A 20,706-nucleotide genomic window follows, 5' to 3' on the forward strand; every position below is an offset into this window, starting at 1 on the left:
CCTCAGTTCTTGCCCCAGCGGGCCGGGGCCGGGCGCACGTCGATATGGGTAAAGGTGGCGTAGCGGCCAATGCCGTAACGGTCGGGATAGGTGCGTTCCAGGTAGTCGGCCACCTGGGCCGGCAGCAGGCCCTTCACCCGAATATCCGCGGCCTTGCCCTGCTTGTGCACGCTGTGGCGGGCACCGCCCACTTTGCGGTTATGGGGCTCGCAGCGGCAGGCGCTGGTAATGCTCACCGGCCGGTTGCCCAGGTCCTGGCGCAGCTGCTCCAGCACGCCCAGCAGCTCAATGTCGACGGCATCAAAGCCGCAGCCGCATTTGCAGGCGAATTCCCGGCGGGCGAAATGCAGGCCTTCAAAGGGGGATTTGTTCATCGTCTTTTCTCCAGCAGGGTCTGGCAGTTCACACACAGGGTCACGCCGGGCAGGGCCACGCGGCGGGCCTCGGGAATAGGGTCGTCGCATTCTTCGCACTGGTGGCGGCTGGGTGCTGCGCTGCGGTGGCCGGTCTGGGCGGCCAGCTGCTTTTCCAGCAGCCAGGCGTTCAGGTTATTGGCGTGGTCAATCACATCCATGGCGGTTAACCGATCAGGTGCCGGGTGTCGTCGGCGGAGAGGTAGGGCACGCCGTTGATGCGCACGAACTCGGGATCGGTCACGAAGCCCTTAATCTTGTGCACGTTCTTGGCTCCGCCCTTGCCGTCGATGTCGAGCAGGTCGGAGATCTGCAGCTTGATGCCGAAGGCTTCAACGCGGAACTCTTCGCCGCCGGTGTTGGCGTAGAACAGGGCGTCGTGCACGTCGATGCCCCGCCAGCTGCCGGCCCGGCGGGCGGCGTCGCTCAGCAGGTTGAAGTTCTTGGTGTCCAGCTCGTATTCCACGTCGGCGGTAACGTCGCCGTCCACATAGCCGTCGGTGATCCCCCGGGTCTGGGTTACGGCGGTGCTGTCGTTGATGGTGAGGGTGGCTTTTTCAACGTGGAGCATGACGCCCAGGATCTCTACGTCGAAGTTCATGCCGGAAATGCGGCGGCTCATTGGCGTTCTCCGGGGTTGCTCAGGTCAAGGATGATGTTGATGCCGATTTTCTTGGGGCAGTCGTAGGGCCGGGCCAGGGCATAGATGGCCACTTCGTATTTGCTCAGCCATTCAATGGCGATGTCGCCGTCGTCGGGGGGCGTGATCTCGCCGGGGAAGGTGATGCCGGCAATGGTCACCGACTTGCTCATCACCCGCAGGTCGCGCATGAAGTAGAGCTTGGCGGCGGCAATGCTGCCCGGGGTGCTGTTGAGCTGGCGATCACCAATGCGGGCAATGCCGCGAATGCGCAGCTTGCGGGCCACCTTGTCGGCAACCCGGCGGTTTTCCACCACCTGATAGTCGCCGCCTTCCACGTCCAGCAGGTTGCCGTCGGCCCAGTAGACGCCGTCGAAGTCGGGGAACCACCAAGGCACGGACAGCCGGGCCGCTTCCAGGGTTTGCAGGGTGGCCAGGCTCAGCTCGGCACCGGTGCTGTCTTTCGGGGCCGGGCCCAGCCCCACCAAGGCGCCGGTTTTCACCCGCATGGGGGTGTCGGCCACGGTCACGGCGCGGTTGCACAGGCGGCCGGCCAGCACGCCGGCGTTGTTGCCGTGCAGCTGGGGCACCAGCATGACGCCGTCGGCGGCAATGCCGTTGGCGAGTGCGGTCATGTCGGTTTCATAGGCGGGCCAGTCCTGGGCGTCTACGCCGTCGGCTTTAATGCCTTCGGCGGCCAGCATCATGAACTGCCAGCGGCCCCAGGTGGCAATCAGCTGGTTGCGCAGGGCCTGGGCGGCGTTGATCTGCTCGGCGGTGGTCACTGGCTCCAGCAGCACCACCGCCTCAAAGGAGGCGACCTGTTGCGCGGCCAGCACCGCCTCGGTCCAGTCTTCTGCCAGGGCCAGCACGTGGGCGTGGGCGCTCCAGTTCTGGCCGGCGTTCTGCATGGCGGCGAGCAGGTTGGTTTTTAACGGGCTGTCTTCGGTGCCCAGCAGATCGTCGAGGTTCGACTGGGTGTTAATGGAGAGCAGCTTGCCGCTGTTTTTGGTGGCCTGACCCACAAACAGGAAGTGGCGTTCCACCTCGTTGGTGGGCCCCTGCATCTGGTTCAGGTTGTTGACCTGGATAGTTGGGATCATGAACTTGCCCCTTTCGTTTGTTGTTTCTTCACGTTCCAGCCGAAGCCAATGCCCTGCATTACCCGGCGGATGATTTTGGCGCGCTCGGCTTCGTTGGCTCCCATGAACTGACGTGCGGGCAGTTCAATGTCCCAGCTGCGTTTCACCGGCTCATCCTTGAGCTTTTTGATCAGCATGCCGGCCTGGCGATAGCTGAGGTTTTCCTGAATCCACTTGCTCGATGCGTTCACGTATTTGCCGCGTTTACCCCGGCGCTGGTAGCCCAACAGGCGCAGCCGCTTGGCCTGAGCCTTGGTGGCGGTGGCCGGTTCCCGCCGTGGCTTGTTGCGCGAGGCCTGCTCGGCGGTGCGGCGTTGGTTCATGCCGTTGTTGTGGGTGCCGCCAACCACACCGGCATGTACCGGCATGGAGCCCCGGCGAAAGCGCAGGGTCATGTCGATGGCGGTGTTGTCGATGGCCAGCAGCGCGGGCAGGCCGGTGAGCATCTTTTTCTTGCCACCCTTGCGGGGCTTGCGTTTGCGTGGTGCCCAGGCTTGTCCGTCCGGGGTGCGCTGCTGCCTGATGTTGCGGGCGGTGGCTTTTTTCAGCTCGTTGCCCAGGCGCCACAGAAAGCGGGTGCGCTGTTTGGCCGGCATGGTGGCGAGCTTCAGACGGTCGGTAATGGGCAATACATCAAGGTCGAACCGGATCACGCTTCACCACCCAGCGGCCAGGGGCCGTTGTCGTTCACCCACAGCTTGCCGGTTTCGGCCACCCACACCTCATAGGGAGCCAGGCGGTAGCGCTTGCCGCCGTAGTGCACCGGGCCGGTGTCGTCGGGCTGCAAATACAGCGGCTCGGAGAACTGCACGCTGATGGTGAGATCGGCGCTGTGCTCGTCGATGGGCTCCACGTCGTAATCCGGGTCGGGCAGTTCCAGCCGGTCGCGGTCGGCATCAAAGTCCTGCAGCCAGGCGGCCACGGTGGCCAGCACCACCGCCGGGTCCAGCTCCCGGAACGGCAGGTCTTCCACCATGAACACCGCCTGGTAGTTGAGCCGGGCCAGCTGCACGCCGTTGCCGCCATCGGCCGGGGTAAGCTGCAGGCTGCCGTTCTGCATCCAGGCGTCGAAGTCCTTGTGGCACTTGGCCGGCAGCACGGCCTTGATGGCGGTGCTCAGCTGGTGCAGGTAGTAGCCCTGGCTCACAGCAATTCGATCCCGCAACGGTGGGCGCCCTTGATGGCCCGAATGTGCTGCTGGCTTTCGGCCAGCAGGGCGGCGCGCACGTCACCGCTCTGGGTGGCCTGGTTGTTGCCGGCGTCGCGCTGGCTGAGGCTGCCGGCCTCGGTGACCAGGTCCGCCTTGGCGCGGGCAAACACCGCCTGGCGGTACAGGGCGGTGAGCATGGTCTGGGTGCCCACCGTTGGGCCGGGCACGGCGGCGGCACTGGCGTGTCCCTCGGCCAGCAGCCTGGTTTTGGTGAACACCAGTTCCAGGTTGACCTGGGCCACGGCGGACAGCACCGCAGCGGCCACGGTGGCGGGCTGCAGGTCGGCGGGCATGGCGCGGTCGCGCTCGAACTCGCCCACCTCAATGTCTGGCCAGAAGCCGTCGTTGGTGACGGTGGCCTGCTGATAATCGGTGCTGTTTCCGCTGAACATGGCAGCCCTCTCGGTTAATAGGTGCCCCCCTGGCCACGGTGTTGGGCAACAGCGTTAAGGCATTGCCTTGGCTGTTCCCGCACCGCCGGGGGGCGGCGGCGTGGAGCTAGTCCTGCTCAAGCGCCCGCAGGCGCATGGCAATCCGGTTGCGGTGGGTTTTTACCTGGGCACCCACTGGATCCCATTCGTGGGCCTTCGCCAGCAGGGCGTCGGCCTTATCGAGCACATCCGGGTCGTTCACGGCGGCGGCTCTGGGCTCGCCGGTGGCGTCGCGCAACAGCAGCAGCCCGGCGAACTTGAAGTATTTGGCGGTAAGCTTTTCATTCAGCCGCCAGTGGTTGGCCACATGGGTAAACACCCGGCTGAAATAGGGCTCCACCGCCTGGCCCTCGGCGGCCTGCTGCTCGGCCCACTCCAGCACTGTGTCCGCCACAAAGTGGGGAAAGTCGCGCTTCATGCGGGTGGGCGTACGCTGCCCTTGCGCAATGGCCAGCTCGGCCCAGTCCAGCGCCTGCTCGAACTCGCACAGGTCGAACAGCCAGACGATCAGCGTGGCGAACAGCGGGTTCTGGTGGCTTTTTTCTGTGGCCAGATACTGCTCCACATAGGGGCGGTACTTGGGCAGCAGCTCACGCTTGAGGGCCACCTTGTCGCTGATGCGGTCCAGCGCCTTCAGCCGCTGCTCGTCCTGCTCTAGGGCAAGCAGCTGCAGGTGCAGGCTGTGGGCAATGTCGCCGGTGGCCTGGCCGGTGGCGGCGGCGCTTTCTGCCGCCTGCCGGGCGCGGTGCCGGTCACGATGCCGCTGGGCCGGGGTGCTCATCAGTTACGGCGCCGGTGCCGGGGTGGGGGCGATTTCCACGCCCGACTCGTCGAAGGAGGCATAGGCGCGGTATTCGCCCACGGCGTAGCCTTCCATGCGCCAGTACTGGCTCTCGAAGCCCTTGCGGTCCTGGTTGTGGGCCGCGCTGCGCTGGCGGGTGCCGCGCTGGGTGTAGAGGTGCAGGTTGGCCGGAATGGTCACCACCATGCGCTTGCCCGGGAAGAAGGGCGGGGTAATGGCACGGCGGCCGGCAACGCTGGTGGCCAGCTGCTGAGCGGCGATCTGCTCGGTGGGCTTGTCGGCCTGTTGATACAACCGGCCCTGGGCGGCAGCCACCAGATCGGCACCCACCATCACGGTCAGGCGCGGGTCGTTGCGAAACGCCGGGTCAATGGTGCTGTTGATGAGGTCGGAGGCCATGGCGTCCAGGGTGTTGTAATCGCCGTTACCGTCGGGGTCGAAATACACCTTGCTCTGGGCCGAGCCGATGATCTGGGAGCCACCGTTCCACTCGCGCACCAGCTGCTGCCAGCCCTTGTTCACGTCCTGGCCCAAGGGGTTGGCTTCCGGATCGGTGTTGGTGGCAATGGAGGTACCGTTGAAGCCCACGCGGATCATGTCCAGCGCAAAGCTGCGGTTGATGAACTCGTTCACCAGGCGCAGAAACTCGCCTTCGTTGCCGGCGTTGGCCCATACCGCCAGAGTGGCCCAGGACAGCAGGGCGCCGGAGTCGGTTTCGGTCAGCTCGTAGTTGTGGCCACCCACACCCACTGCCTTGATGAAGCGGCCCGAGGCCTTGCGCCCCGAGTGGATGCTGCCAATGCCCACGTCCACCACCTGGCCCTTGATCTGGTCCACGTCGGCCAGGGTGATCATGCGCAGGAAGTCGGCGGACTCCAGCAGGGCGGCGCGCAGGCGGGTTTCCTGCGGGCCGGTGACGGAGAACTGCTGCTCCAGCTTGCTGGTATCAATGCCATAGGCCTGAGCCAGTCTGGCACTGTATTTGTCCAGCAAGGCGGCGGCTTGAGGGGTGAGGATCATGCTCATGTCGGCTCCTTACACCACGTGATAGTTGTCGCCGCCGGCGGGAGCGCCGGAGGGAATCTGGCCGGGCTGCTCTTTCAGCAGGCTGGAGAATTGGGTTTCCAGCTCGCCCTGCTTGGCTGCCACGCCTTTAACGGCGGTCAGCAGCTCGCTGAATTGCTCAGCGGTCACGCCGGTGGCGGCGGGCTCGGTCTTGGTCGGCTCGGGCTCGTTGGCCGGGGCGGACTCTTCTTTTTTGCTGAAGGTTTCGAGCTTGCCTTCAAGCTCGGTCTGCTTGTCGGCAATGCCGCCAATCAGGCCTTTCAGCTCGTTGAACTGTTTTTCGTCCATTGCTGGATCCTCGGGGGTGGTTGCGTGAGGGGCTGGGGGCTCTTCCTGGGTTTTGAACCAGGCCATGAACTTCTTGAACATGCCTTCTTCCCGGCCTTGTTCGGCAAAAGCATTCAGGTTCAGGTCTTCGCTCTGGCCAATAAAACGGGGTTCATCCGGCTTCTTGGCACTGAATTGCATCTGGGTGGTACCGGTGCTGGCCGGGCGGTCGGTCACGCCCAGGCCGCCCAGGTAGAACTTGCCGCTCTCTGCAAAGTCGGCTTTGGGTTCGATGCTGCAGAACTGGTACTGGCCAATCTGATTCCAGTAGATGAGATCCCGAGTCGGACGCAGCACGGCGAACAGCTTCATCTTGCCGTCCACTGCTTCGGCCTTGAGCGCTTCAACGGTGCCGGCGTTATTGCCGTAGTGGTTGTGGTCGGGCCAAATCAGGGCGCAGTAATGTTCCGGGTCATAGGACTCGGCCATCTCGGTCAATATCTCGCGGGAGATATAGCGCCCGTCAATGCTGTTGCCTTCGGTGGCAATGCAAATCCAGCCTGTGCGTAACCGTGAATCGGGTTTCATGTGCCTGCTCGTGTTCTGTGATGGCGACAGGCTAGGGCTTGGCGAGGGCAATTTCATCCAGTGACGTTCCGCCCGATTCCGATTTTCAGAAAATCGGAATTTCACGGAATTTCAACGGGATAGCCGACGTTTTTGGGTGGGTATGATGGCCGCATTGATCACTACCACGGAATGCCATGGCCTACACCGAAGAAATCCGCAACGCTGCCAAGGGGCTGTATTTAAAGCGCTGGCTGCCCCGGGAAATTGCCCAGGAGCTGGGCCTGAACTCGGCGCGGGTGGTCTATCAGTGGGTGGAGAAATACGCCTGGGATTCGCTGCTGTCGGAAATTCAGCTGGAAGACGCCATTGCCTTGCGGGTGCAGCTGCTGCTGAACCGGGAGAAAAAGAGCCAGGCCGAGCTGGACGAACTCGATCGGCTGATCAGCCAGCATGTGCGGCTGAAGAAAGAGCTGCTGCAGCTGCGCGAAAAGGAAGTGGGGCTGAAGGAGCGGGAAGCGGCCATTGAGGCCGGGGTACCCGCCGACGAACTGCCGGAGCCACGGCGCGGCCGCAAGGGCGGCGGCCAGGCCAGGGGCGGCAAGGGCAAGAAGGGAAAGGCGCCCAAGAACAACGTGGGCGAGTTGTTGCCGGAAGACTTTCAGCCGTTCCTGGATACGCTGTTCGGCTATCAGCTGCGCTGCCGCGAGGCCATGCACGACCCGGAGGTGCCGCGCACCCGCAACATATTAAAGTCGCGCCAGATTGGCATGACCTACTATTTCGCCGGCGAAGCGCTGGAAGACGCGGCCCTGACCGGCGGCAACCAGATATTCCTGTCGGCCACCCGGGCCCAGGCAGAGGTGTTCCGCTCCTACATCATCAAGATCGCCCAGGAGTTCCTGGGCGTGGAGCTGTCGGGCAACCCGATAATCTTAAGCAACGGTGCCGAGCTGCACTTTCTCTCCACCAACTCCAACAGCGCCCAGTCGCGCAGCGGCAACGTCTACATCGACGAATATTTCTGGATCCCGGGGTTTACCAAGCTCTCCAACGTGGCCTCGGCCATGGCCACCCAAAGCCGGTGGCGTAAAACCTATTTCTCCACGCCCTCGGCCAAGTCGCACCCGGGCTACGGCTTCTGGACCGGCGACACCTGGAAAGACGGCAAGGACAGTCGCAAGGACGTGGAATTCCCCTCCTTCGACGATTACCGCGACGGCGGCCGGGTGTGCCCGGACCGGCAGTGGCGCTATGCCATTACCGTGGAAGACGCGGTGGCCAGCGGCTGCAACCTGATCAACGTGATTGAGCTGCGGGACGAATACGCCGACGAGGTGTTTCGCAATCTGTTCATGTGCGAGTTCGTGGACGACGAAGCCAGCGTGTTCAAGTTTGGCCAGCTGGAAGGCTGCGGGGTGGACACCGAACTGTGGGAAGACTTCGACCCACGCGCGGCCCGGCCGTTCGGCACCCGGGAAGTGTGGCTGGGCTATGACCCCAGCCGCACCCGCGACAACGCCACCCTGGTGGTGCTGGCCCCGCCGCTGGTCGCCGGCGAGCCGTTTCGGGTGCTGGAAAAGCACCACTGGCGGGGGCTGAACTTTCAGCACCATGTGGCGGAGATCGCCAAGCTGTTCAAGCGCTACCGGGTAACCTACATCGGCGTGGACATTACCGGCATTGGCGCCGGGGTGTTCGACCTGCTCAAAACCAAGTACCCCCGCGAAGCCCACGCCATTCACTACTCGGTGGAAAGCAAAAACCGCCTGGTGCTGAAGATGATCGACGTGGTGGAGGCGGGGCGCATCAGCTGGGACCGGGAGCACAAAGACATTCCGCTGGCCTTTATGGCCATCAAGCGCACCACCACCGGCAGCGGCAACGCCATGACCTTCAAGGCCGGGCGGGACGCCACCACCGGCCACGCCGACGCCTTTTTTGCCATTTCCCACGCGGTGATCAACGAGCCGCTGGATCACTCCAATCAACGCACTTCAACCTGGGCCATTCAAGCATGAGCGCACCCAACCCATCCAAAGACCTGGTCGCCTTCAGCTTCGGCGAGCCGGAGGCCATAGAGCCCAACCGCTGGCTGACCGATTACGCCGAGCTGTTTTACGACCATTACGCCGACTACTGGAGCACGCCCATCAGCCGCCAGGGCCTGGCCCAGATCGCCAACACCAACGCCCACCACGGGGCGCTGATTTACGCCCGCCGCAACATGGTGGCCGGCCGCTTCAAGGGCGGCGCCGGCCTCAAGCGCCGGCAGATGCAGGCCTTTGTGCACGACCTTATTCAGTTCGGCGACGCCGCCTTTTTGAAGGTGCGCAACGGCCTGGGCCGGGTGGTGCGGTTGCACCCGCTGCCGTCCATGTATCTGCGCCGGCACCAGAGCGGCGACTTTCGGCTGCTGCGGGCCAACAACGAGCAACTGCACTACCGGCAGGAGGACGTGATCTACCTGTCTCAGTACGACCCGCGGCAGCAGATTTACGGCCTGCCGGATTACCTGGGCGGCATTCAGTCGGCGCTGCTGAACCGGGACGCCACCCTGTTCAGGCGCAGGTACTACCAGAACGGGGCCCACATGGGCTTTATCTTCTACGCCACGGACCCCAACCTGAGCGAGAGTCAGGAGGAAGAGCTGAAGGCCAAAATCCAGAGCTCCAAGGGGGTGGGGAATTTCCGCAGCCTGTTTATCAACATACCCAACGGCAACCCGGACGGGGTGAAGCTGATCCCGGTGGGGGACATTGCCACCAAGGACGACTTTGACCGCATCAAGAACATCAGCGCCCAGGACGTGCTCACGGCGCACCGTTTCCCGCCGGGGCAGGCGGGCATCATTCCCAGCAACGCCGCCGGCCTGGGAGACCCGGAAAAGACCGACATTGTGTATACCCGCAACGAGGTGTTGCCGCTGTGCGAGCTGATCGCCGACGAGGTGAACTCGGACCCGGACATTCCGGCCCGGCTGGCCCTGGATTTTGCGCTGGAATGACTGGATGAAAATACAGTGGTTTGGGTGCCATGCGCGGCCGGATGATTTATCATGGGTGCATGTTTAATCGGGGGGAATTTACAGATGCGCGTTTACTGCAGAGAGTGCGGCAGCAAGGGCCGGATCACAAAAACCAACCGCCTGAGCCGGGACTACACCGAACTGTATTGCCAGTGCAATGAGGCCGAGTGTGGCCACACCTGGGTGGCCAGTGTGGGTTACCGGCACACGCTGAACCCCAGCGCCAAAACCACCAGCCAGATGGCATTTCACCTGGTAAGGGCGCTGCCGCCGGGGGCACAAAAAGACTTACTGAGGGAGCTGGAAGGGGCGCGCTAAGCGCCCTTTTTTATTGAATTCAATTCTTCGTACTATAGGTAATTTCACCAATCACTTGTGATTTAGGAAGACTCACGATTGAGTTATCATTTGTCTTTATAATAAAGTTTTCATTCGTTGGTACTATCACGCTTTTATAACTTATCGTGAAGAGACTGGATGGCTTGTATTCTTCTGACACTGAAGATAATGATAGCTCATCTCGTATTTTTTTTGAGATGATTATTTTTTTGTTCTCATTGATCATTAGTGCATCTCTAAATACCTTGTCATTATCGTCAAAGTGAATTTTTCCCACCATCATTGAAATTAATAATGAAACTGTTACATATGCAGTGACTTTTTTATTGGAGATTATATATATGTAGTTAACTGCATATATGATGATAGTTATTACTAAGATGGCAAGAATGAAATAGTACCCACCCAGGACGCTTTCAACTTTTTCCGATTTTGGTACGTAGGCTATTAATAAGAAAATTGAGAATACATTTACTGAAATCAAAAAAAAGAATAAGGCGTGTGTCCACCAGTTTTTTATAAGAGGACCACTAAATGAAAAGTAAGAGTTAAGGTATTTACTAAAGGGTATTCTTTTGTTCTTTTCAAAAACCCAAAGGCTTATGATTGAACTTGCAATGGATATTGTAATTAACGCTACAGTTATAATTGCCTTTCCATATTCAACTCTGAATAGTGGTGTCATGGCGATAGCTACAACTAAAAGGGATGAATAAAAGAAATTTAAAATTTTGACTTCTAATTTGTTTCCGTTTTCGTGGTGGTGTTTTAGATGTTCATAAAGGCTTTTCTTGCCTATTTTAAACTCCTGTTTAAATATAAAGTTACAAGAGAATATAACGCCAGATAAAAGCATTAATATACCTATGTATATAGAGGAGGCTATTAGCATGCTAGGTGTGGATATTACTTCAATAAAATATGTATTTACATTATTTTTTGAAAGGTAAACATACATAAGTAAACTGCCAAGAACTATTGATATAGGAGTGGCAGCCCCAAAGAATACACCTATATTTTTCAAAGGTTCTATAGGGTTGTTGTTTTTTTCATCCGTGCTCATAATCATCTCTATTTTTATTTGTGTAATTTTACTTCAAGTACGTTTGTTATTGCATTGCCATTCCAACAGTATTCAAAGTGCTTGGCCTGGCAGATTTCCGTGATCAGCCTGGGTCTGAACAGCACGAAGCAATCATGGCCGGCATGCCTGACCGAACGATACATCAATCCATCTTTACCATTACTACGTTGCTCGCTGGCGAAGGCCTGGCTGTGGCTGTAGTCGGTGGGATGATAGAGGTTGGATGAAAGGTGCTGTTGGTCGGTAATGTCTACCAGATCCGCAGTGAAGCGGGCGAACAGTGAGCGCATTTGAATGCGCTGTGCGGGCTCTTTGGTGTAACTGTAAAGCCGTTCCTGGTGGTAGATGGTTTCTTTTATTGCCGTGTCCAGGGAAGGGGCGCAGTAATAACCACCAAAGTCTCCGGTAGTGAAACGCGCTCCCTCCGGATTGATATGGGTGAACGCGGCCATGGCGTAACTGGCGTGGGGGACTCCCACCAGCCAATCTTCCTTGGGCACCAGGTTCAGATCACCAGCCTGCTCCAGCAGTCGCGGGTTGGTCATGGCCTCCACGGCGTACACGGCTTCCAGTTCGTCGACCGAGGCCACGTCTTCGTACAGGTCGATGGGCGGATACTTGCTCGGGATCAGCCGGTAGCACTCTTGCCCCTGCAATTTGGTAATCTCAAGCTCTTCGCTCACGCCGTTCCTCCGCGCCAGGCACTCAGCCGTTTGGATACCTCGTACAGATCCGCCACCTTGCCACCCATCATCACGTCCATGGCGCTTCTGCCTGCGAAGAAGGGATGCTGGTTGGGTTTGCGCACCCAGCCATACACGCTGTCTTCGGCAGTGAACAGAATGCGCAGGCTCTTGTGGATGTTAAGGATGTAGCTCATCCGCTCCAGGGTGTCCGGGCTTAGACGAAGTCCGCCATGTGCCGCCTTGTACTTGTTCAATGTTGAACGTGAGTTAATGCCCAGCAGGGCCAACTGCTCTTTGGTGTCACAGTCCCATTTATCCAGGATCCGGAACACGACCGGGAGCGCCTTGCTGTGGTCAACGCCATGATTTCCTTGGGCCGGTAACGCTTGAGACATCATACCACCCTCCTGTATGCGTAGCGCCCTGGGAGGATCCCGGGGCGCTGTGGTGTTGGTCAATTTAGGTTTACTTTAGTAAATTTGTCCATAAATGAACAGTCTTGTTTTGCTGTGACATATCACGATTCTGGAGGGCACTTGCTGCATTACTGGCTACTTATTACGGTATATTGGCACTAAACATGGGTTTGCATTAAGATTGACTCAATGGTTTCTATAACCATAAGTTGCTGATTTTTATAGGTGAAAAATGCTTAAGACCCACAAGGCCCGTGTGAGGTGCTTCAAGACCCCGCTGCAGCGGAAGGCCGAGCGTACACCTGAGCTTGTCTCCCAGGTACCTGAGTACGTTCTCGACACTCTTGCCGAGCAGTCCATGAAGGAGGTCCGAAACGGCAGCAAAGGGCCTTCTATTTTTGTTGAAATCTAAAGCAAACCAATTCGCTGAGCATAATTGATTTGGTCATCTCATGCCTTTAGGCAATGGTGAAAAGGGCGCCTGGTGCGCCCCTGAAATGGTCAGCAGATGTCGGCTGGCTCTGAGTGTGGTTTGGTTTTGGATCTGCAGCCTGGGCACCAAGACTGCACTATGGTGCTGCCATCTTCCATGGTCCTCATGCCAAAAGAGTCATAAGCATAAAAAACATGCTTGCCTTCATTGCTCGAACACTGAGGGCAACTCTTAACTTTTCCAGAAGGGTGATTTTCTATGGTGATGGAGTCATTCAATGGACGCTGACAACTCCCACAAGTACCTGACATATATTTATCTCCGTGTTAGTAGTTGTGAGAGGTCATGATTAAACAGGTACAGTTTAATTTTTGTGCGATTAATCACATAACAGGTGGCTCAGACCTTTGTCTATATTAAACCGGTTTCCTCTATCCCATATAAACCAGGCGTATTCGCAGCTATCTGAATTTCCGCCAACGAACCTTGGTCTGGGTACGATAATGGGTGATTTATCGGGAAACCCTACCTTTTGCCAGAATGGCACTCTCTTCTTACTACCCAGAAAGTTCACTCGCTGCAGGTAAGCCATGGTTCCGTTATCACTGAGCTCAGAAAGCGACTTCTCAATGAATGCTTCCGTCAAAGAAAAAGGCGGGTTGGTGATGATAATGTCCATCTTGCGTTGGAAAGACGTCGTCAAATAATCACGCCCCATTTCTATTTCTGCCCAGTGCTTCTGTGGCTCTGGCAACGCGATATGACTCCAGATAGCGTCAGTTCCCCGGCAAGGTTCAAGGAAGTGGTCGTTGTCTCTCACTTCAAGGCGAGAGAGCAGTGCTGATACAACGGATTGCGGTGTTGGGTAAGACTCTCGTGGCAAAACATTGCCGTTGGTACTGCTCATAGCTATCTCCTTTTCGGGCAGGGATACTAAAACAAATCATGGGCTTATGCACCCAACTGAAAACACGTCACGATCACCGCGCCGGCGGCGACGAAGGCGAAGCCGTCCTGGGTGAGCAGCAGGCGCTGGCCACTGCGGGGCCAGCGGCCAATCTTGCGCAGGCGGCCCTTGGTGGCCGGCCGGGCCCGGCTCAGATCCGCGGGCATGTAGAGCGGATGCCGGCACCGGCGCTGGCGGTAGCGTTGGGCAGCGTGCTGGGTAATGCGGTATTGCTGGGTTTTGCTCATTGCTGGTCACTCCCGTGGCAAAGCTCAAACATTCAGTCTTCAAAATCGTCTTCGTGGTACATGGGTTCGGCACGCTGCGTGCGGCGGGCTTCTCGTTCAATCTTGTCCAGCAGGGCGTCGGCCTGTTCCAGGGCAAGCGGCAGGTGCTGCTCGGGAATGCCGGCCATCCAGTCTTTAAGGCTGCCGCCGTCATCCAGTAGCTGAGCAACCTGCAGCCGGTATTGAGCGGCCAGTTCCCGGGTGCGTTCGTGCTCCAGTTCGGCGAACTCGTTGGCCTCCGCTATGGCAACGGGGTCTTCCGGTCGCCAAAGCCCTGGGCGCTGGCGGCTGGTGTTCAGGCTGCCGTTGCGAATGCTGATGAATAAACCGTCAATTTCGATAACTGCACCGGTCAGCAGCCGTTCTTTGTCCTGCTCGTCCAGGCCGAGCATGGCCAGCTCGCGGCTGAGCGGATCGTTTCCTGCCGGTTTTTGATCCTCCGTACAGTTATTGTCAGAACTCCAAGGGGCGCGGCTGCCGCCGCTTGAGGGCAGCTCGCTGCGCTCGCCCAACCCCGTCCGCGACAACGTCCACCCCTGGTGCCGGGTTTGGATCTCGGACACCCCCACCATTACCCCTGTGGTGATGCCGTTTACGCTCACGGTGATGTCGGCGGTGCGCAGGCCAAACAGCCGGGCCACGTCTTCGCCGTATTTACTGGCGGCGGGCTGAATGATGTGGGCAAGCTTGATCAAGTGGTCTTTGCGCTGGGCATCAATGCCGCCCATGGCGGTGACGAACTCGGCCCAGCGGGCCCGGTCGGCGGCCTGGCGGGCCGGCTCCATAATGGGGTTTTGGGTGGCACTGCGCAGCCGGCGCAGCTGTCGCCACACCTCCACGCTGGGGCCGCCAATTTGCTGAAACTGGCGAATGTTCCAGAGGCTGGCCCAGGCGCCCACGGCGGTGGCCGAGGTGGCGGCGTCTTCCTGGGATTCTTCGTCCCAGTCCATTTTGAAGCCGTCTATGTTCTTGCTGATGTACTTGGCAATGTAGCCGGTGGCGCTGCCCAGCTCGCTTTTGATTTCCTTCCAGTCGAAGCGGGCGCGGTAGCCCTTTTTGCCCAGCTCCTCGCGGTCGTGCTCAATGGCGTATTGCCGCAGCACCGAGCGCAGCAGCCGGCGCTGGCTGGGGTGCACAAAAACAAGCAGGTGCCAGTGCGGGGTGCCGTCGTGGTGCGGTTCTACCACCCGAAAACCAAAGCGACGCACGCCCAGCCGGTCGAGCTTGGCGCGGGCCTTGTTCCACTGGGCGGAGAGATAGGCCTGGGTTTCGCGCGGGGTGTAGCCCTGGTATTTGCTGTTGGAAATGGTCTTTACCCAGTTCTCCAGCTTCTCGCCGTTCTTGGCCTTTTTGCGGTTATCCACCACCGTCCAGGCGTGGTATTTGCTGGGCGCGGTCCAGGTGTAAAACTCGCCCACCAGACCCTGCTCTTCGGCCAGGTCTTCAAAGCCGCGCATGCGCACCATCAGCTCCATGCGGCGGATCTCGGGGTTGGACACGCTGGACTTCACCGCCTCGGCCAGGGGAATTTCCAGCTCCAGCTCTTCGTTAATGGCATACATGGTTTGCAGCCAGGCGGCACCGGCGCGTTTGCGCTCCTGGTGATCCTGCAGGGCGCGGCGCGACACATAGGCGCTCACGCCCCGGCGCACCTTGCCCACCAGAATGGCCACGTGTTCGGTGTAGCGCCGCCAGGCCTTGGTGATTTGGCGTTTCCACCACTCCGGATCCTGCAGGCGGGCGAGGGCACTGGCGGCCATGTCCAGCTGGGCGTCGGTGGCCTCGCTGCCCTTGAACACCGGCAGCACCGGAGAAATGCCCCAGCGGTTGGCCGGCTCCATGGCGGCTTTTAGCAACTCCCGGGCCGACACCTGCTGGGTAAAGTTGAGGGTGTGCTCCTGAATGATGGCGGTGACGGCATCGGCCCACTGCCGGGCAATGCTGGCCCGGTTCAGCTCGTTGGCGATCATGCGTAGGGGCAGGGGAAAGCGGGCGGCGTGCTCGTTGATTTTGGCCACGGCATGGCGCAGCCAGGTGTTCACGCCCGAGGGCTTGTGGCCCTTTTTCAGGCGGTATTGGTAATGCGTAAACAGCGCGCCGGCGGCGTAGTCTTCCACCTGGCTGAGATAGCTTTCAACCCACTTCAGGTTGGCTTGCTGAAAGTGCTCCCGGTAAAGGGAGCTGTCTACATCAACGCCGGCCACCCGGCTGGCGTTTGAGGTAGGCGCAAAAAAGGCGGCCACATCGGCCGCATGGTTATCAAACGCAAAGGTCATTAGATTACGGTGTTGCCCAGTTGGTGAACGGGAGCGGTTTTGCGCCACCAGGCGCCAATGGCACGGGCCACCGGCAAAATGCCCTGACCCAGTGCCTGCCAGTAGAGACTGCGAATAGTGCCCAGATCCAGCAGCAGGCGCTCGCGGTCTGCACCCTGTTCAAAGCAGGCTTCCCAGTGCCGCCAGAAGTCGGCCTTGGCCTGCCACCAGTGCCGGCGCAGATGGGCGCGGGGGTTGAGAATATCGCTCATGCAAGCCCCCGGGTAACGCGGCCAAAGGTGTGCACGGAAAGCTGAATGGCCACACTCTGCTTGCTGGGTTCGCGCATGGGCAGCCACGTGTTCATGCGGGCATTGAGGGCGGCAGCGCGGCACTGCAAAACGGCGGCAGGGCTGAACCCGCTGTCTACGGCGTCTTCGGTAATGACGTGGCGCAGCTCTATGTCTGCAATGCCGGTTTGCTCATCCAGACGAGCAGCGCGATAAAAGCGGCGGAACAGTTCGCGGTTAGTCATGGCAGGCCTCCATCAAACGGGCTGTGATGTCGTTAATGTGTTGCTGCCACTTTTCAGCTTCCAGCTGCCACAGGGCGGCTTTGCCCTGTTCGACCTTGTTTTGGTCAAGCAGCCCGCAGCGGCGGCTTTCGTCAGCACGGCGCTGCCAGAACTGGGCGTCTTTAATGGCAGCCTGACGCTGAGCCTCGTAAAACAGCAGCTGGGTAAGCAGGCCCTCCATTTCTGTGCGGTTCATGCCTCACCTCCGGCAGTAATGGAGGCCATGGGGGCATGCAGCCATAGAGCATTTTTGCGCTCTGCAATTTCTTCATACAGGGCGTCATATCCGCAGCGGTGCGCCACTTCGGCCAGCGCTTCCAGTGCGCATTCGGTTTGCAGTTCCATGCCGGCGGCCTGGTTCTGACGGGCCAAGCGGTTGAATTCGTTCAGGTAGCCGTTGGCTACCTGGCTAATGGCATTAAGCTGTGTCATAGTTACTCCGTGTTATTCATTGGCGTGGATACACACCTTTAAAGGCCGCTTCAGTTACCGCTGGGCGGCCTTTGCTATTTCTGCAGCCCGCTGCTCAATCATCCGCGCCTGCTGGTGCAGGGCTTCCCGCCGTTCGGCTTCCTGCTTTGCTTCCATCTTTTGTTCGTCGCTGTCCGGGCGTTTGTAGTCCGCCACATGCAGCCATTCGCCCCGGTCGGTGGCGGTAAAGCCGGCAAGGGCGTCTTTCAGGGCCACCACGGCGCGGCGTATGGCTTCGCGCTCGGTGTCGTTCATGGTTTCCAGCGGCTTGTTCCAATACGCCGCGGGCTTCAGCGCTGCGGCGCGGCATAACCCTTCCCGCACTTCCCGGGGCTGGCGGCTCCACCAACTGGCAATGCGGCAGCGCTTTAACAAATGGCGCATGTGGTGAATGGCCAGCTCGCCGGCGGGCTGGGTGATGGGGTGATAGGCGGTCATGCGGCACCTCCGGCGGTGGCCTCACTGCCCAGCACCTGCTTTATCCAGTCCCACAGGCGACGACGGCGGTTAATGCGCCGCTTGCTGTTGTGCTGAACGGGCAGGCAAATCCAGCTTCCGTCTTGCCGCTCAATAAAGCCGGGGCGGGCGTGATGGATAACAACCTCCGGGCGCAGTGCCGGGGTGCAAACGGGGGCGGGTACCCGCAGCAGGCGGGCGGTGTTAATCATGCTCATGGCGTGGCTCCTCAAGAAATTCCGGGTACGGCGCTGGTGGTGAGGGTGTCGAAGGCAACGGTCATGCCGGGTATGGCGTGAAAGCGGCTTTCCACGTTGTGCACAAACAGGGCGAGGGCGCCCATCATGGCAGTGGCCTTGCTCACCGCGTTGTCGCGGCGTTGCTGGCATACCCGGCCGGCTTGCTGAGCGCTGATGGCATCCCGGGCCAGCTCGCCGGCGGTGGCGGTGATCTCCAGCGCCTGGCTGGTGAGCGGCTGCTCGTCGCCCTGGTGGTTGCTCTTGGGCAGGGCAATGCCGGCCATATCCAGCTCCAGTAGCAGGCCGTGCACCAGGGTGCAGTCGCCGGTTACGCGGGCGGCGGCAATCACGTTTTTAACGGTGGGCTCGCCGCTCTGCTCGGGGGAGAGCTTGTTAATCCACAGTTGCGGTTGTGTGCCTATGCTGCGGGCGACTTCACTTTGATTGTGCGCGGCCTTGAAGCGGGCCACGGCCGACTCCCAGTGCGGGAACTCGGTGCCGTATTTATCCAAATGAGGCTTAAACATTCGTTGGCATCCTTGGCGTGGTTGAATAAGCGTGAGGGGTTAAGCCCGGGGGCGGCGCGACTTGGGGCCCGGCTTGCGCGGGGCGACGTGCTCCTTGAAGTGCTCGGCACCCAGCATGGCCAGGGCCATAAGGTTGACCATGACCACCTCCCGTTTGCCCTGCTTGGGCATAACCGGAATGCGGCCTTCTTCAATGCGGCGTTGCACCGTGGCCTTGGTCATGCCCGAAAGCTCACAAAAGCGGTCAACACTGACCACGGGTGTGTCGAAATGGATAGCTATTTGAGTCATAATTGACACCTATTGCTTGTTATTGCGCTTTGTTGGTCTTGTTTGAACCGATTTTCAGGTCCATTCGTTTGTGTGAAGTGATTATTAGATCATTTGGTTTAATCATCAAGACCATTTAAAACGCAATAGTCACCAAAAAGGCGCTAAGTGTGATCTATGTCAAACTTTGAGGGTTCAAAAGAGGCGGCTGCAGGCGTGGACTCGTTCGATCTGAAGGGTTTTACAGAACGAATGGAACTGATCCTGGGGGATGAGTCGGCTCGTTCGTTTGGAGCCAGATGTGGTTTGAGCGATACGGCCATCAAAAAGTACCGTTCAGGAGCATCAACTCCGAACGTGGAACGGCTGATCGCTATCGCAAATGCCGCCGGCGTAGATGTGAAGTGGCTGGCTACTGGCCAAGGTAGTCGTTCTGCAGATAGCAGCGTTGCCGAGTCACAATCAAAAGTGCTCTGGGTTGATAGCTACGACGTCTTTGTCTCCGCCGGCAACGGGGCCCACAACGAATGGGATCACCTGGAAGCCCGAGTGCCGTTCTCCACCGCCTGGCTTGAAGACCACGGCCTGCTCGGCAAACGCCTGGCCGTGCTCAAAGTGCACGGCGACTCCATGAGCCCGACCCTGGAACACGGCGACACCCCGCTGGTGGAAATGCTGCCCGAAGACGCAGTAGAGAATCTGCCCGACAGCGTGTACGTGCTCCGCCTCAACGGCCAGCTACTGATCAAACGCCTGCAGTCCGACCTGATGGGCGGCCTCTACATCAAAAGCGACAACCCGGCCTACCGGGAGATCCACCTCACGCAAAGCAACAAACCCGACGACATACGCATCATCGCCAGGTGGACTGGGAAGAAGATTTAAATTTATATGCGCATGCGCACTATTAAAGTGTTACGGAAAACACAGTGGCATCAGTGAGTTATGAACTGATGGTATCACTGATATGGTGAAGGAAGGCTTGGTGGCCTGTAACACTCGGGCGGTAGCGTCTCTTTTTTTATAATTTTAATTATTTAGGGGGGAGTTGGATGAGCTGCTACTTTCAAGGATGCACTGGCAAAGGAACGACCAAAGAGCACATACCACCACGTTCATTTTTTCCCGACGGAGAGAAAGAACAGCTTCTGACGGTTAAATCTTGTGAAAAACATAACAATGCAAAGTCTACTGACGATTTGTATGTACTTGCACATATATGCATGAATGCTTCCCCAAGCAATCGAGCAAGAGAGGTTTTCGAGGAGAAGGTTGTTCGACAATTAGAGTACAACAATGGAGCCCTTCGGAAGAAGCTGGCCTTGGGTGCCATTCCGTTGGCGAATGGGGCTGTTAAGTACAAAGTTGACGAGGCACGTTTCAATGATTTCTTCACAGCTCTTTCGTGCGGCATCGTTTTTAAAGCATGCAAAGCCCCTCTACCCAAAAACTACAAGATTAGCCACATATATCACAATTTTGTTGGTCAAACTGATCCACAAGTTAAGTTAATAGAGTCTGAAATAGATAATTTCTATTCAGGGCAGCCTATAGATGTTATGGCATTTGGCGAGCCAGGCACAAAGAATGAACGAATATATACGGCCACTATTTTCGGAGTGCCTCACTATCAATCCAGTATTACAGTTGTTCATGTTTTCTTCGGGAAATTCAAAGTAACGTCTATGCTTACTCGCAAGCTGATGGCGTGAGCAGTTGATAAATTATTAAAGGACGGTGTGACATTTTCCTTTAATTTCAGATTGGATTAGAAGGGGGCTAAGTGGAAAAACAGTATTTTGATTTTTTAGAACTTGCGGATGGTTATATCTGGGCTGTTGATGTTGAATCAGGTTCAAAGACGCCAGTAGACACTGGTTGTACCGGATACAGTGTTAGTTCGTGTAATAAGATTGAACTTGTGATTCAGCAGTCTTCTGGTGGGTGGTGGTATCGAAGAGAAAAATTCGAACTCGAAAAAGATGTTAAAGAGTATATATCCTACATACATAAAATGATGGGAATACTCGAAGATAGTAAATGGAGTATTAGTGCTGACTAATAAAGTGGGCGATTCAAACGATTACCTATAACATCAGTGGCCCTAATGCTCGTGTAAACCACCATTCTACAGATAATTCTACGAATATTGTTAACA

General features: G+C 58.2%; 30 protein-coding genes. 6 read left to right on the forward strand and 24 right to left on the reverse strand.

Features of this window, described 5'->3' with window-relative positions; genetic code table 11:
- Nucleotides 1–2 precede the first annotated feature (2 nt).
- From GU3_RS08915 to GU3_RS08960, 10 genes are all read right to left on the reverse strand, one after another.
- Nucleotides 3–374, reverse strand: coding sequence for a D-Ala-D-Ala carboxypeptidase family metallohydrolase (locus GU3_RS08915; RefSeq protein WP_014292200.1), 372 nt, complete (start codon nucleotides 372–374; stop codon nucleotides 3–5).
- On the reverse strand, nucleotides 371–574 hold the full coding sequence (locus GU3_RS08920; RefSeq protein WP_014292201.1) for a TraR/DksA family transcriptional regulator: 204 nt from the start codon (nucleotides 572–574) through the stop codon (nucleotides 371–373). Before GU3_RS08920 ends, GU3_RS08915 begins: the two co-directional genes overlap by 4 nt.
- A 5-nt stretch (nucleotides 575–579) precedes the next feature.
- Complete coding sequence (locus GU3_RS08925; RefSeq protein WP_014292202.1) at nucleotides 580–1,035, reverse strand: DUF2597 family protein; 456 nt, start codon at nucleotides 1,033–1,035, stop codon at nucleotides 580–582.
- Nucleotides 1,032–2,156 carry a DUF2586 domain-containing protein gene (locus tag GU3_RS08930; protein ID WP_014292203.1) on the reverse strand — a complete coding sequence of 375 codons (1,125 nt, stop codon included), beginning with the start codon at nucleotides 2,154–2,156 and terminating at the stop codon, nucleotides 1,032–1,034. Before GU3_RS08930 ends, GU3_RS08925 begins: the two co-directional genes overlap by 4 nt.
- Complete coding sequence (locus GU3_RS08935; RefSeq protein ID WP_014292204.1) at nucleotides 2,153–2,848, reverse strand: phage virion morphogenesis protein; 696 nt, start codon at nucleotides 2,846–2,848, stop codon at nucleotides 2,153–2,155. Before GU3_RS08935 ends, GU3_RS08930 begins: the two co-directional genes overlap by 4 nt.
- The gene (locus GU3_RS08940; protein WP_014292205.1) at nucleotides 2,845–3,342 is read right to left on the reverse strand and encodes a phage tail protein; all 498 of its coding nucleotides are present in this window, start codon (nucleotides 3,340–3,342) and stop codon (nucleotides 2,845–2,847) included. Before GU3_RS08940 ends, GU3_RS08935 begins: the two co-directional genes overlap by 4 nt.
- Nucleotides 3,339–3,797, reverse strand: a complete 459-nt coding sequence (locus GU3_RS08945) for a head completion/stabilization protein (RefSeq protein WP_014292206.1) — start codon at nucleotides 3,795–3,797, stop codon at nucleotides 3,339–3,341. The genes GU3_RS08940 and GU3_RS08945 overlap by 4 nt, the downstream gene beginning before the upstream one ends.
- 106 nt (nucleotides 3,798–3,903) lie before the next feature.
- Nucleotides 3,904–4,617, reverse strand: a complete 714-nt coding sequence (gene gpM, locus GU3_RS08950; protein WP_014292207.1) for a phage terminase small subunit — start codon at nucleotides 4,615–4,617, stop codon at nucleotides 3,904–3,906.
- 3 nt (nucleotides 4,618–4,620) lie between these two features.
- A complete protein-coding gene (locus GU3_RS08955) occupies nucleotides 4,621–5,664 on the reverse strand; it encodes a phage major capsid protein, P2 family (protein WP_014292208.1) in 1,044 nt (347 codons plus the stop codon).
- Between the two features lie 9 nt (nucleotides 5,665–5,673).
- Nucleotides 5,674–6,558 (reverse strand): GPO family capsid scaffolding protein, encoded by an 885-nt coding sequence (locus GU3_RS08960; protein WP_014292209.1) that lies wholly within the window; start codon nucleotides 6,556–6,558, stop codon nucleotides 5,674–5,676.
- 176 nt (nucleotides 6,559–6,734) lie between these two features.
- Here GU3_RS08960 and GU3_RS08965 point away from each other — a divergent pair, with 176 nt between their 5' ends.
- From GU3_RS08965 to GU3_RS08975, 3 genes are all read left to right on the forward strand, one after another.
- Nucleotides 6,735–8,558: a terminase large subunit domain-containing protein gene (locus GU3_RS08965; protein ID WP_014292210.1), complete on the forward strand. Its 1,824-nt coding sequence runs from the start codon at nucleotides 6,735–6,737 to the stop codon at nucleotides 8,556–8,558.
- On the forward strand, nucleotides 8,555–9,544 hold the full coding sequence (locus GU3_RS08970) for a phage portal protein (RefSeq protein ID WP_014292211.1): 990 nt from the start codon (nucleotides 8,555–8,557) through the stop codon (nucleotides 9,542–9,544). Before GU3_RS08965 ends, GU3_RS08970 begins: the two co-directional genes overlap by 4 nt.
- 84 nt (nucleotides 9,545–9,628) lie before the next feature.
- Entirely contained in the window at nucleotides 9,629–9,883 is a 255-nt protein-coding gene (locus GU3_RS08975) for an ogr/Delta-like zinc finger family protein (RefSeq protein WP_014292212.1), read from the forward strand.
- Between the two features lie 19 nt (nucleotides 9,884–9,902).
- Here the strand turns inward: GU3_RS08975 and GU3_RS17055 are convergent, their stop codons facing one another.
- From GU3_RS17055 to GU3_RS09045, 14 genes are all read right to left on the reverse strand, one after another.
- Nucleotides 9,903–10,967, reverse strand: coding sequence for a hypothetical protein (locus GU3_RS17055; RefSeq protein ID WP_148265877.1), 1,065 nt, complete (start codon nucleotides 10,965–10,967; stop codon nucleotides 9,903–9,905).
- A 14-nt stretch (nucleotides 10,968–10,981) separates the two neighbouring features.
- A complete protein-coding gene (locus GU3_RS08980) occupies nucleotides 10,982–11,671 on the reverse strand; it encodes an RES family NAD+ phosphorylase (protein ID WP_014292213.1) in 690 nt (229 codons plus the stop codon).
- On the reverse strand, nucleotides 11,668–12,072 hold the full coding sequence (locus GU3_RS08985; RefSeq protein WP_014292214.1) for an MbcA/ParS/Xre antitoxin family protein: 405 nt from the start codon (nucleotides 12,070–12,072) through the stop codon (nucleotides 11,668–11,670). Before GU3_RS08985 ends, GU3_RS08980 begins: the two co-directional genes overlap by 4 nt.
- Nucleotides 12,073–12,902: 830 nt before the next feature.
- The gene (locus GU3_RS08995) at nucleotides 12,903–13,430 is read right to left on the reverse strand and encodes a DNA methyltransferase (RefSeq protein ID WP_014292215.1); all 528 of its coding nucleotides are present in this window, start codon (nucleotides 13,428–13,430) and stop codon (nucleotides 12,903–12,905) included.
- A gap of 44 nt (nucleotides 13,431–13,474) precedes the next feature.
- The gene (locus tag GU3_RS09000; RefSeq protein WP_014292216.1) at nucleotides 13,475–13,717 is read right to left on the reverse strand and encodes a hypothetical protein; all 243 of its coding nucleotides are present in this window, start codon (nucleotides 13,715–13,717) and stop codon (nucleotides 13,475–13,477) included.
- Nucleotides 13,718–13,749: 32 nt separating this feature from the next.
- Nucleotides 13,750–16,032 carry a replication endonuclease gene (locus GU3_RS09005; RefSeq protein WP_014292217.1) on the reverse strand — a complete coding sequence of 761 codons (2,283 nt, stop codon included), beginning with the start codon at nucleotides 16,030–16,032 and terminating at the stop codon, nucleotides 13,750–13,752.
- Complete coding sequence (locus GU3_RS09010; protein WP_014292218.1) at nucleotides 16,032–16,283, reverse strand: hypothetical protein; 252 nt, start codon at nucleotides 16,281–16,283, stop codon at nucleotides 16,032–16,034. The genes GU3_RS09005 and GU3_RS09010 overlap by 1 nt, the downstream gene beginning before the upstream one ends.
- Complete coding sequence (locus GU3_RS09015) at nucleotides 16,280–16,546, reverse strand: hypothetical protein (RefSeq protein WP_014292219.1); 267 nt, start codon at nucleotides 16,544–16,546, stop codon at nucleotides 16,280–16,282. Before GU3_RS09015 ends, GU3_RS09010 begins: the two co-directional genes overlap by 4 nt.
- Nucleotides 16,539–16,781, reverse strand: a complete 243-nt coding sequence (locus GU3_RS09020; protein ID WP_014292220.1) for a hypothetical protein — start codon at nucleotides 16,779–16,781, stop codon at nucleotides 16,539–16,541. The genes GU3_RS09015 and GU3_RS09020 overlap by 8 nt, the downstream gene beginning before the upstream one ends.
- Nucleotides 16,778–17,017, reverse strand: coding sequence for a hypothetical protein (locus GU3_RS09025; RefSeq protein WP_014292221.1), 240 nt, complete (start codon nucleotides 17,015–17,017; stop codon nucleotides 16,778–16,780). Before GU3_RS09025 ends, GU3_RS09020 begins: the two co-directional genes overlap by 4 nt.
- 54 nt (nucleotides 17,018–17,071) lie before the next feature.
- Nucleotides 17,072–17,494 (reverse strand): hypothetical protein, encoded by a 423-nt coding sequence (locus tag GU3_RS09030; protein ID WP_014292222.1) that lies wholly within the window; start codon nucleotides 17,492–17,494, stop codon nucleotides 17,072–17,074.
- Nucleotides 17,491–17,730 carry a hypothetical protein gene (locus tag GU3_RS09035; RefSeq protein WP_014292223.1) on the reverse strand — a complete coding sequence of 80 codons (240 nt, stop codon included), beginning with the start codon at nucleotides 17,728–17,730 and terminating at the stop codon, nucleotides 17,491–17,493. Before GU3_RS09035 ends, GU3_RS09030 begins: the two co-directional genes overlap by 4 nt.
- Nucleotides 17,731–17,741: 11 nt before the next feature.
- Complete coding sequence (locus tag GU3_RS09040) at nucleotides 17,742–18,278, reverse strand: phage regulatory CII family protein (RefSeq protein WP_014292224.1); 537 nt, start codon at nucleotides 18,276–18,278, stop codon at nucleotides 17,742–17,744.
- A gap of 39 nt (nucleotides 18,279–18,317) precedes the next feature.
- Complete coding sequence (locus GU3_RS09045; protein WP_041543069.1) at nucleotides 18,318–18,569, reverse strand: hypothetical protein; 252 nt, start codon at nucleotides 18,567–18,569, stop codon at nucleotides 18,318–18,320.
- A 156-nt stretch (nucleotides 18,570–18,725) separates the two neighbouring features.
- Here GU3_RS09045 and GU3_RS09050 point away from each other — a divergent pair, with 156 nt between their 5' ends.
- From GU3_RS09050 to GU3_RS17060, 3 genes are all read left to right on the forward strand, one after another.
- A complete protein-coding gene (locus tag GU3_RS09050) occupies nucleotides 18,726–19,433 on the forward strand; it encodes an XRE family transcriptional regulator (protein ID WP_237711123.1) in 708 nt (235 codons plus the stop codon).
- Nucleotides 19,434–19,600: 167 nt separating this feature from the next.
- The gene (locus GU3_RS09055; RefSeq protein ID WP_041543071.1) at nucleotides 19,601–20,260 is read left to right on the forward strand and encodes a hypothetical protein; all 660 of its coding nucleotides are present in this window, start codon (nucleotides 19,601–19,603) and stop codon (nucleotides 20,258–20,260) included.
- A 71-nt stretch (nucleotides 20,261–20,331) separates the two neighbouring features.
- On the forward strand, nucleotides 20,332–20,610 hold the full coding sequence (locus GU3_RS17060) for a hypothetical protein (RefSeq protein ID WP_148265878.1): 279 nt from the start codon (nucleotides 20,332–20,334) through the stop codon (nucleotides 20,608–20,610).
- The last annotated feature ends 96 nt before the right edge of the window (nucleotides 20,611–20,706 follow it).

The sequence above is a fragment of the Oceanimonas sp. GK1 genome (assembly GCF_000243075.1).
In the GTDB taxonomy this organism is placed as follows: domain Bacteria; phylum Pseudomonadota; class Gammaproteobacteria; order Enterobacterales; family Aeromonadaceae; genus Oceanimonas.

Excerpts from the sequence above, each read along its gene's own strand:
- GU3_RS08955 (WP_014292208.1), bottom strand. The coding sequence starts at position 5,664 with ATGAGCATGATCCTCACCCCTCAAGCCGCCGCCTTGCTGGACAAATAC.
- GU3_RS09030 (WP_014292222.1), bottom strand. The coding sequence starts at position 17,494 with ATGACCGCCTATCACCCCATCACCCAGCCCGCCGGCGAGCTGGCCATT.
- GU3_RS09010 (WP_014292218.1), bottom strand. The coding sequence starts at position 16,283 with ATGAGCGATATTCTCAACCCCCGCGCCCATCTGCGCCGGCACTGGTGG.
- GU3_RS08915 (WP_014292200.1), bottom strand. The coding sequence starts at position 374 with ATGAACAAATCCCCCTTTGAAGGCCTGCATTTCGCCCGCCGGGAATTC.
- GU3_RS09035 (WP_014292223.1), bottom strand. The coding sequence starts at position 17,730 with ATGAGCATGATTAACACCGCCCGCCTGCTGCGGGTACCCGCCCCCGTT.
- GU3_RS08920 (WP_014292201.1), bottom strand. The coding sequence starts at position 574 with ATGGATGTGATTGACCACGCCAATAACCTGAACGCCTGGCTGCTGGAA.
- GU3_RS08965 (WP_014292210.1), top strand. The coding sequence starts at position 6,735 with ATGGCCTACACCGAAGAAATCCGCAACGCTGCCAAGGGGCTGTATTTA.
- gpM (WP_014292207.1), bottom strand. The coding sequence starts at position 4,617 with ATGAGCACCCCGGCCCAGCGGCATCGTGACCGGCACCGCGCCCGGCAG.
- GU3_RS09025 (WP_014292221.1), bottom strand. The coding sequence starts at position 17,017 with ATGACACAGCTTAATGCCATTAGCCAGGTAGCCAACGGCTACCTGAAC.
- GU3_RS08960 (WP_014292209.1), bottom strand. The coding sequence starts at position 6,558 with ATGAAACCCGATTCACGGTTACGCACAGGCTGGATTTGCATTGCCACC.
- GU3_RS09015 (WP_014292219.1), bottom strand. The coding sequence starts at position 16,546 with ATGACTAACCGCGAACTGTTCCGCCGCTTTTATCGCGCTGCTCGTCTG.
- GU3_RS08985 (WP_014292214.1), bottom strand. The coding sequence starts at position 12,072 with ATGATGTCTCAAGCGTTACCGGCCCAAGGAAATCATGGCGTTGACCAC.
- GU3_RS08930 (WP_014292203.1), bottom strand. The coding sequence starts at position 2,156 with ATGATCCCAACTATCCAGGTCAACAACCTGAACCAGATGCAGGGGCCC.
- GU3_RS09045 (WP_041543069.1), bottom strand. The coding sequence starts at position 18,569 with ATGACTCAAATAGCTATCCATTTCGACACACCCGTGGTCAGTGTTGAC.
- GU3_RS09055 (WP_041543071.1), top strand. The coding sequence starts at position 19,601 with ATGAGCTGCTACTTTCAAGGATGCACTGGCAAAGGAACGACCAAAGAG.
- GU3_RS09020 (WP_014292220.1), bottom strand. The coding sequence starts at position 16,781 with ATGAACCGCACAGAAATGGAGGGCCTGCTTACCCAGCTGCTGTTTTAC.
- GU3_RS08975 (WP_014292212.1), top strand. The coding sequence starts at position 9,629 with ATGCGCGTTTACTGCAGAGAGTGCGGCAGCAAGGGCCGGATCACAAAA.
- GU3_RS09000 (WP_014292216.1), bottom strand. The coding sequence starts at position 13,717 with ATGAGCAAAACCCAGCAATACCGCATTACCCAGCACGCTGCCCAACGC.
- GU3_RS09040 (WP_014292224.1), bottom strand. The coding sequence starts at position 18,278 with ATGTTTAAGCCTCATTTGGATAAATACGGCACCGAGTTCCCGCACTGG.
- GU3_RS08995 (WP_014292215.1), bottom strand. The coding sequence starts at position 13,430 with ATGAGCAGTACCAACGGCAATGTTTTGCCACGAGAGTCTTACCCAACA.
- GU3_RS08970 (WP_014292211.1), top strand. The coding sequence starts at position 8,555 with ATGAGCGCACCCAACCCATCCAAAGACCTGGTCGCCTTCAGCTTCGGC.
- GU3_RS08925 (WP_014292202.1), bottom strand. The coding sequence starts at position 1,035 with ATGAGCCGCCGCATTTCCGGCATGAACTTCGACGTAGAGATCCTGGGC.
- GU3_RS09005 (WP_014292217.1), bottom strand. The coding sequence starts at position 16,032 with ATGACCTTTGCGTTTGATAACCATGCGGCCGATGTGGCCGCCTTTTTT.
- GU3_RS17055 (WP_148265877.1), bottom strand. The coding sequence starts at position 10,967 with ATGAGCACGGATGAAAAAAACAACAACCCTATAGAACCTTTGAAAAAT.
- GU3_RS08945 (WP_014292206.1), bottom strand. The coding sequence starts at position 3,797 with ATGTTCAGCGGAAACAGCACCGATTATCAGCAGGCCACCGTCACCAAC.
- GU3_RS09050 (WP_237711123.1), top strand. The coding sequence starts at position 18,726 with ATGTCAAACTTTGAGGGTTCAAAAGAGGCGGCTGCAGGCGTGGACTCG.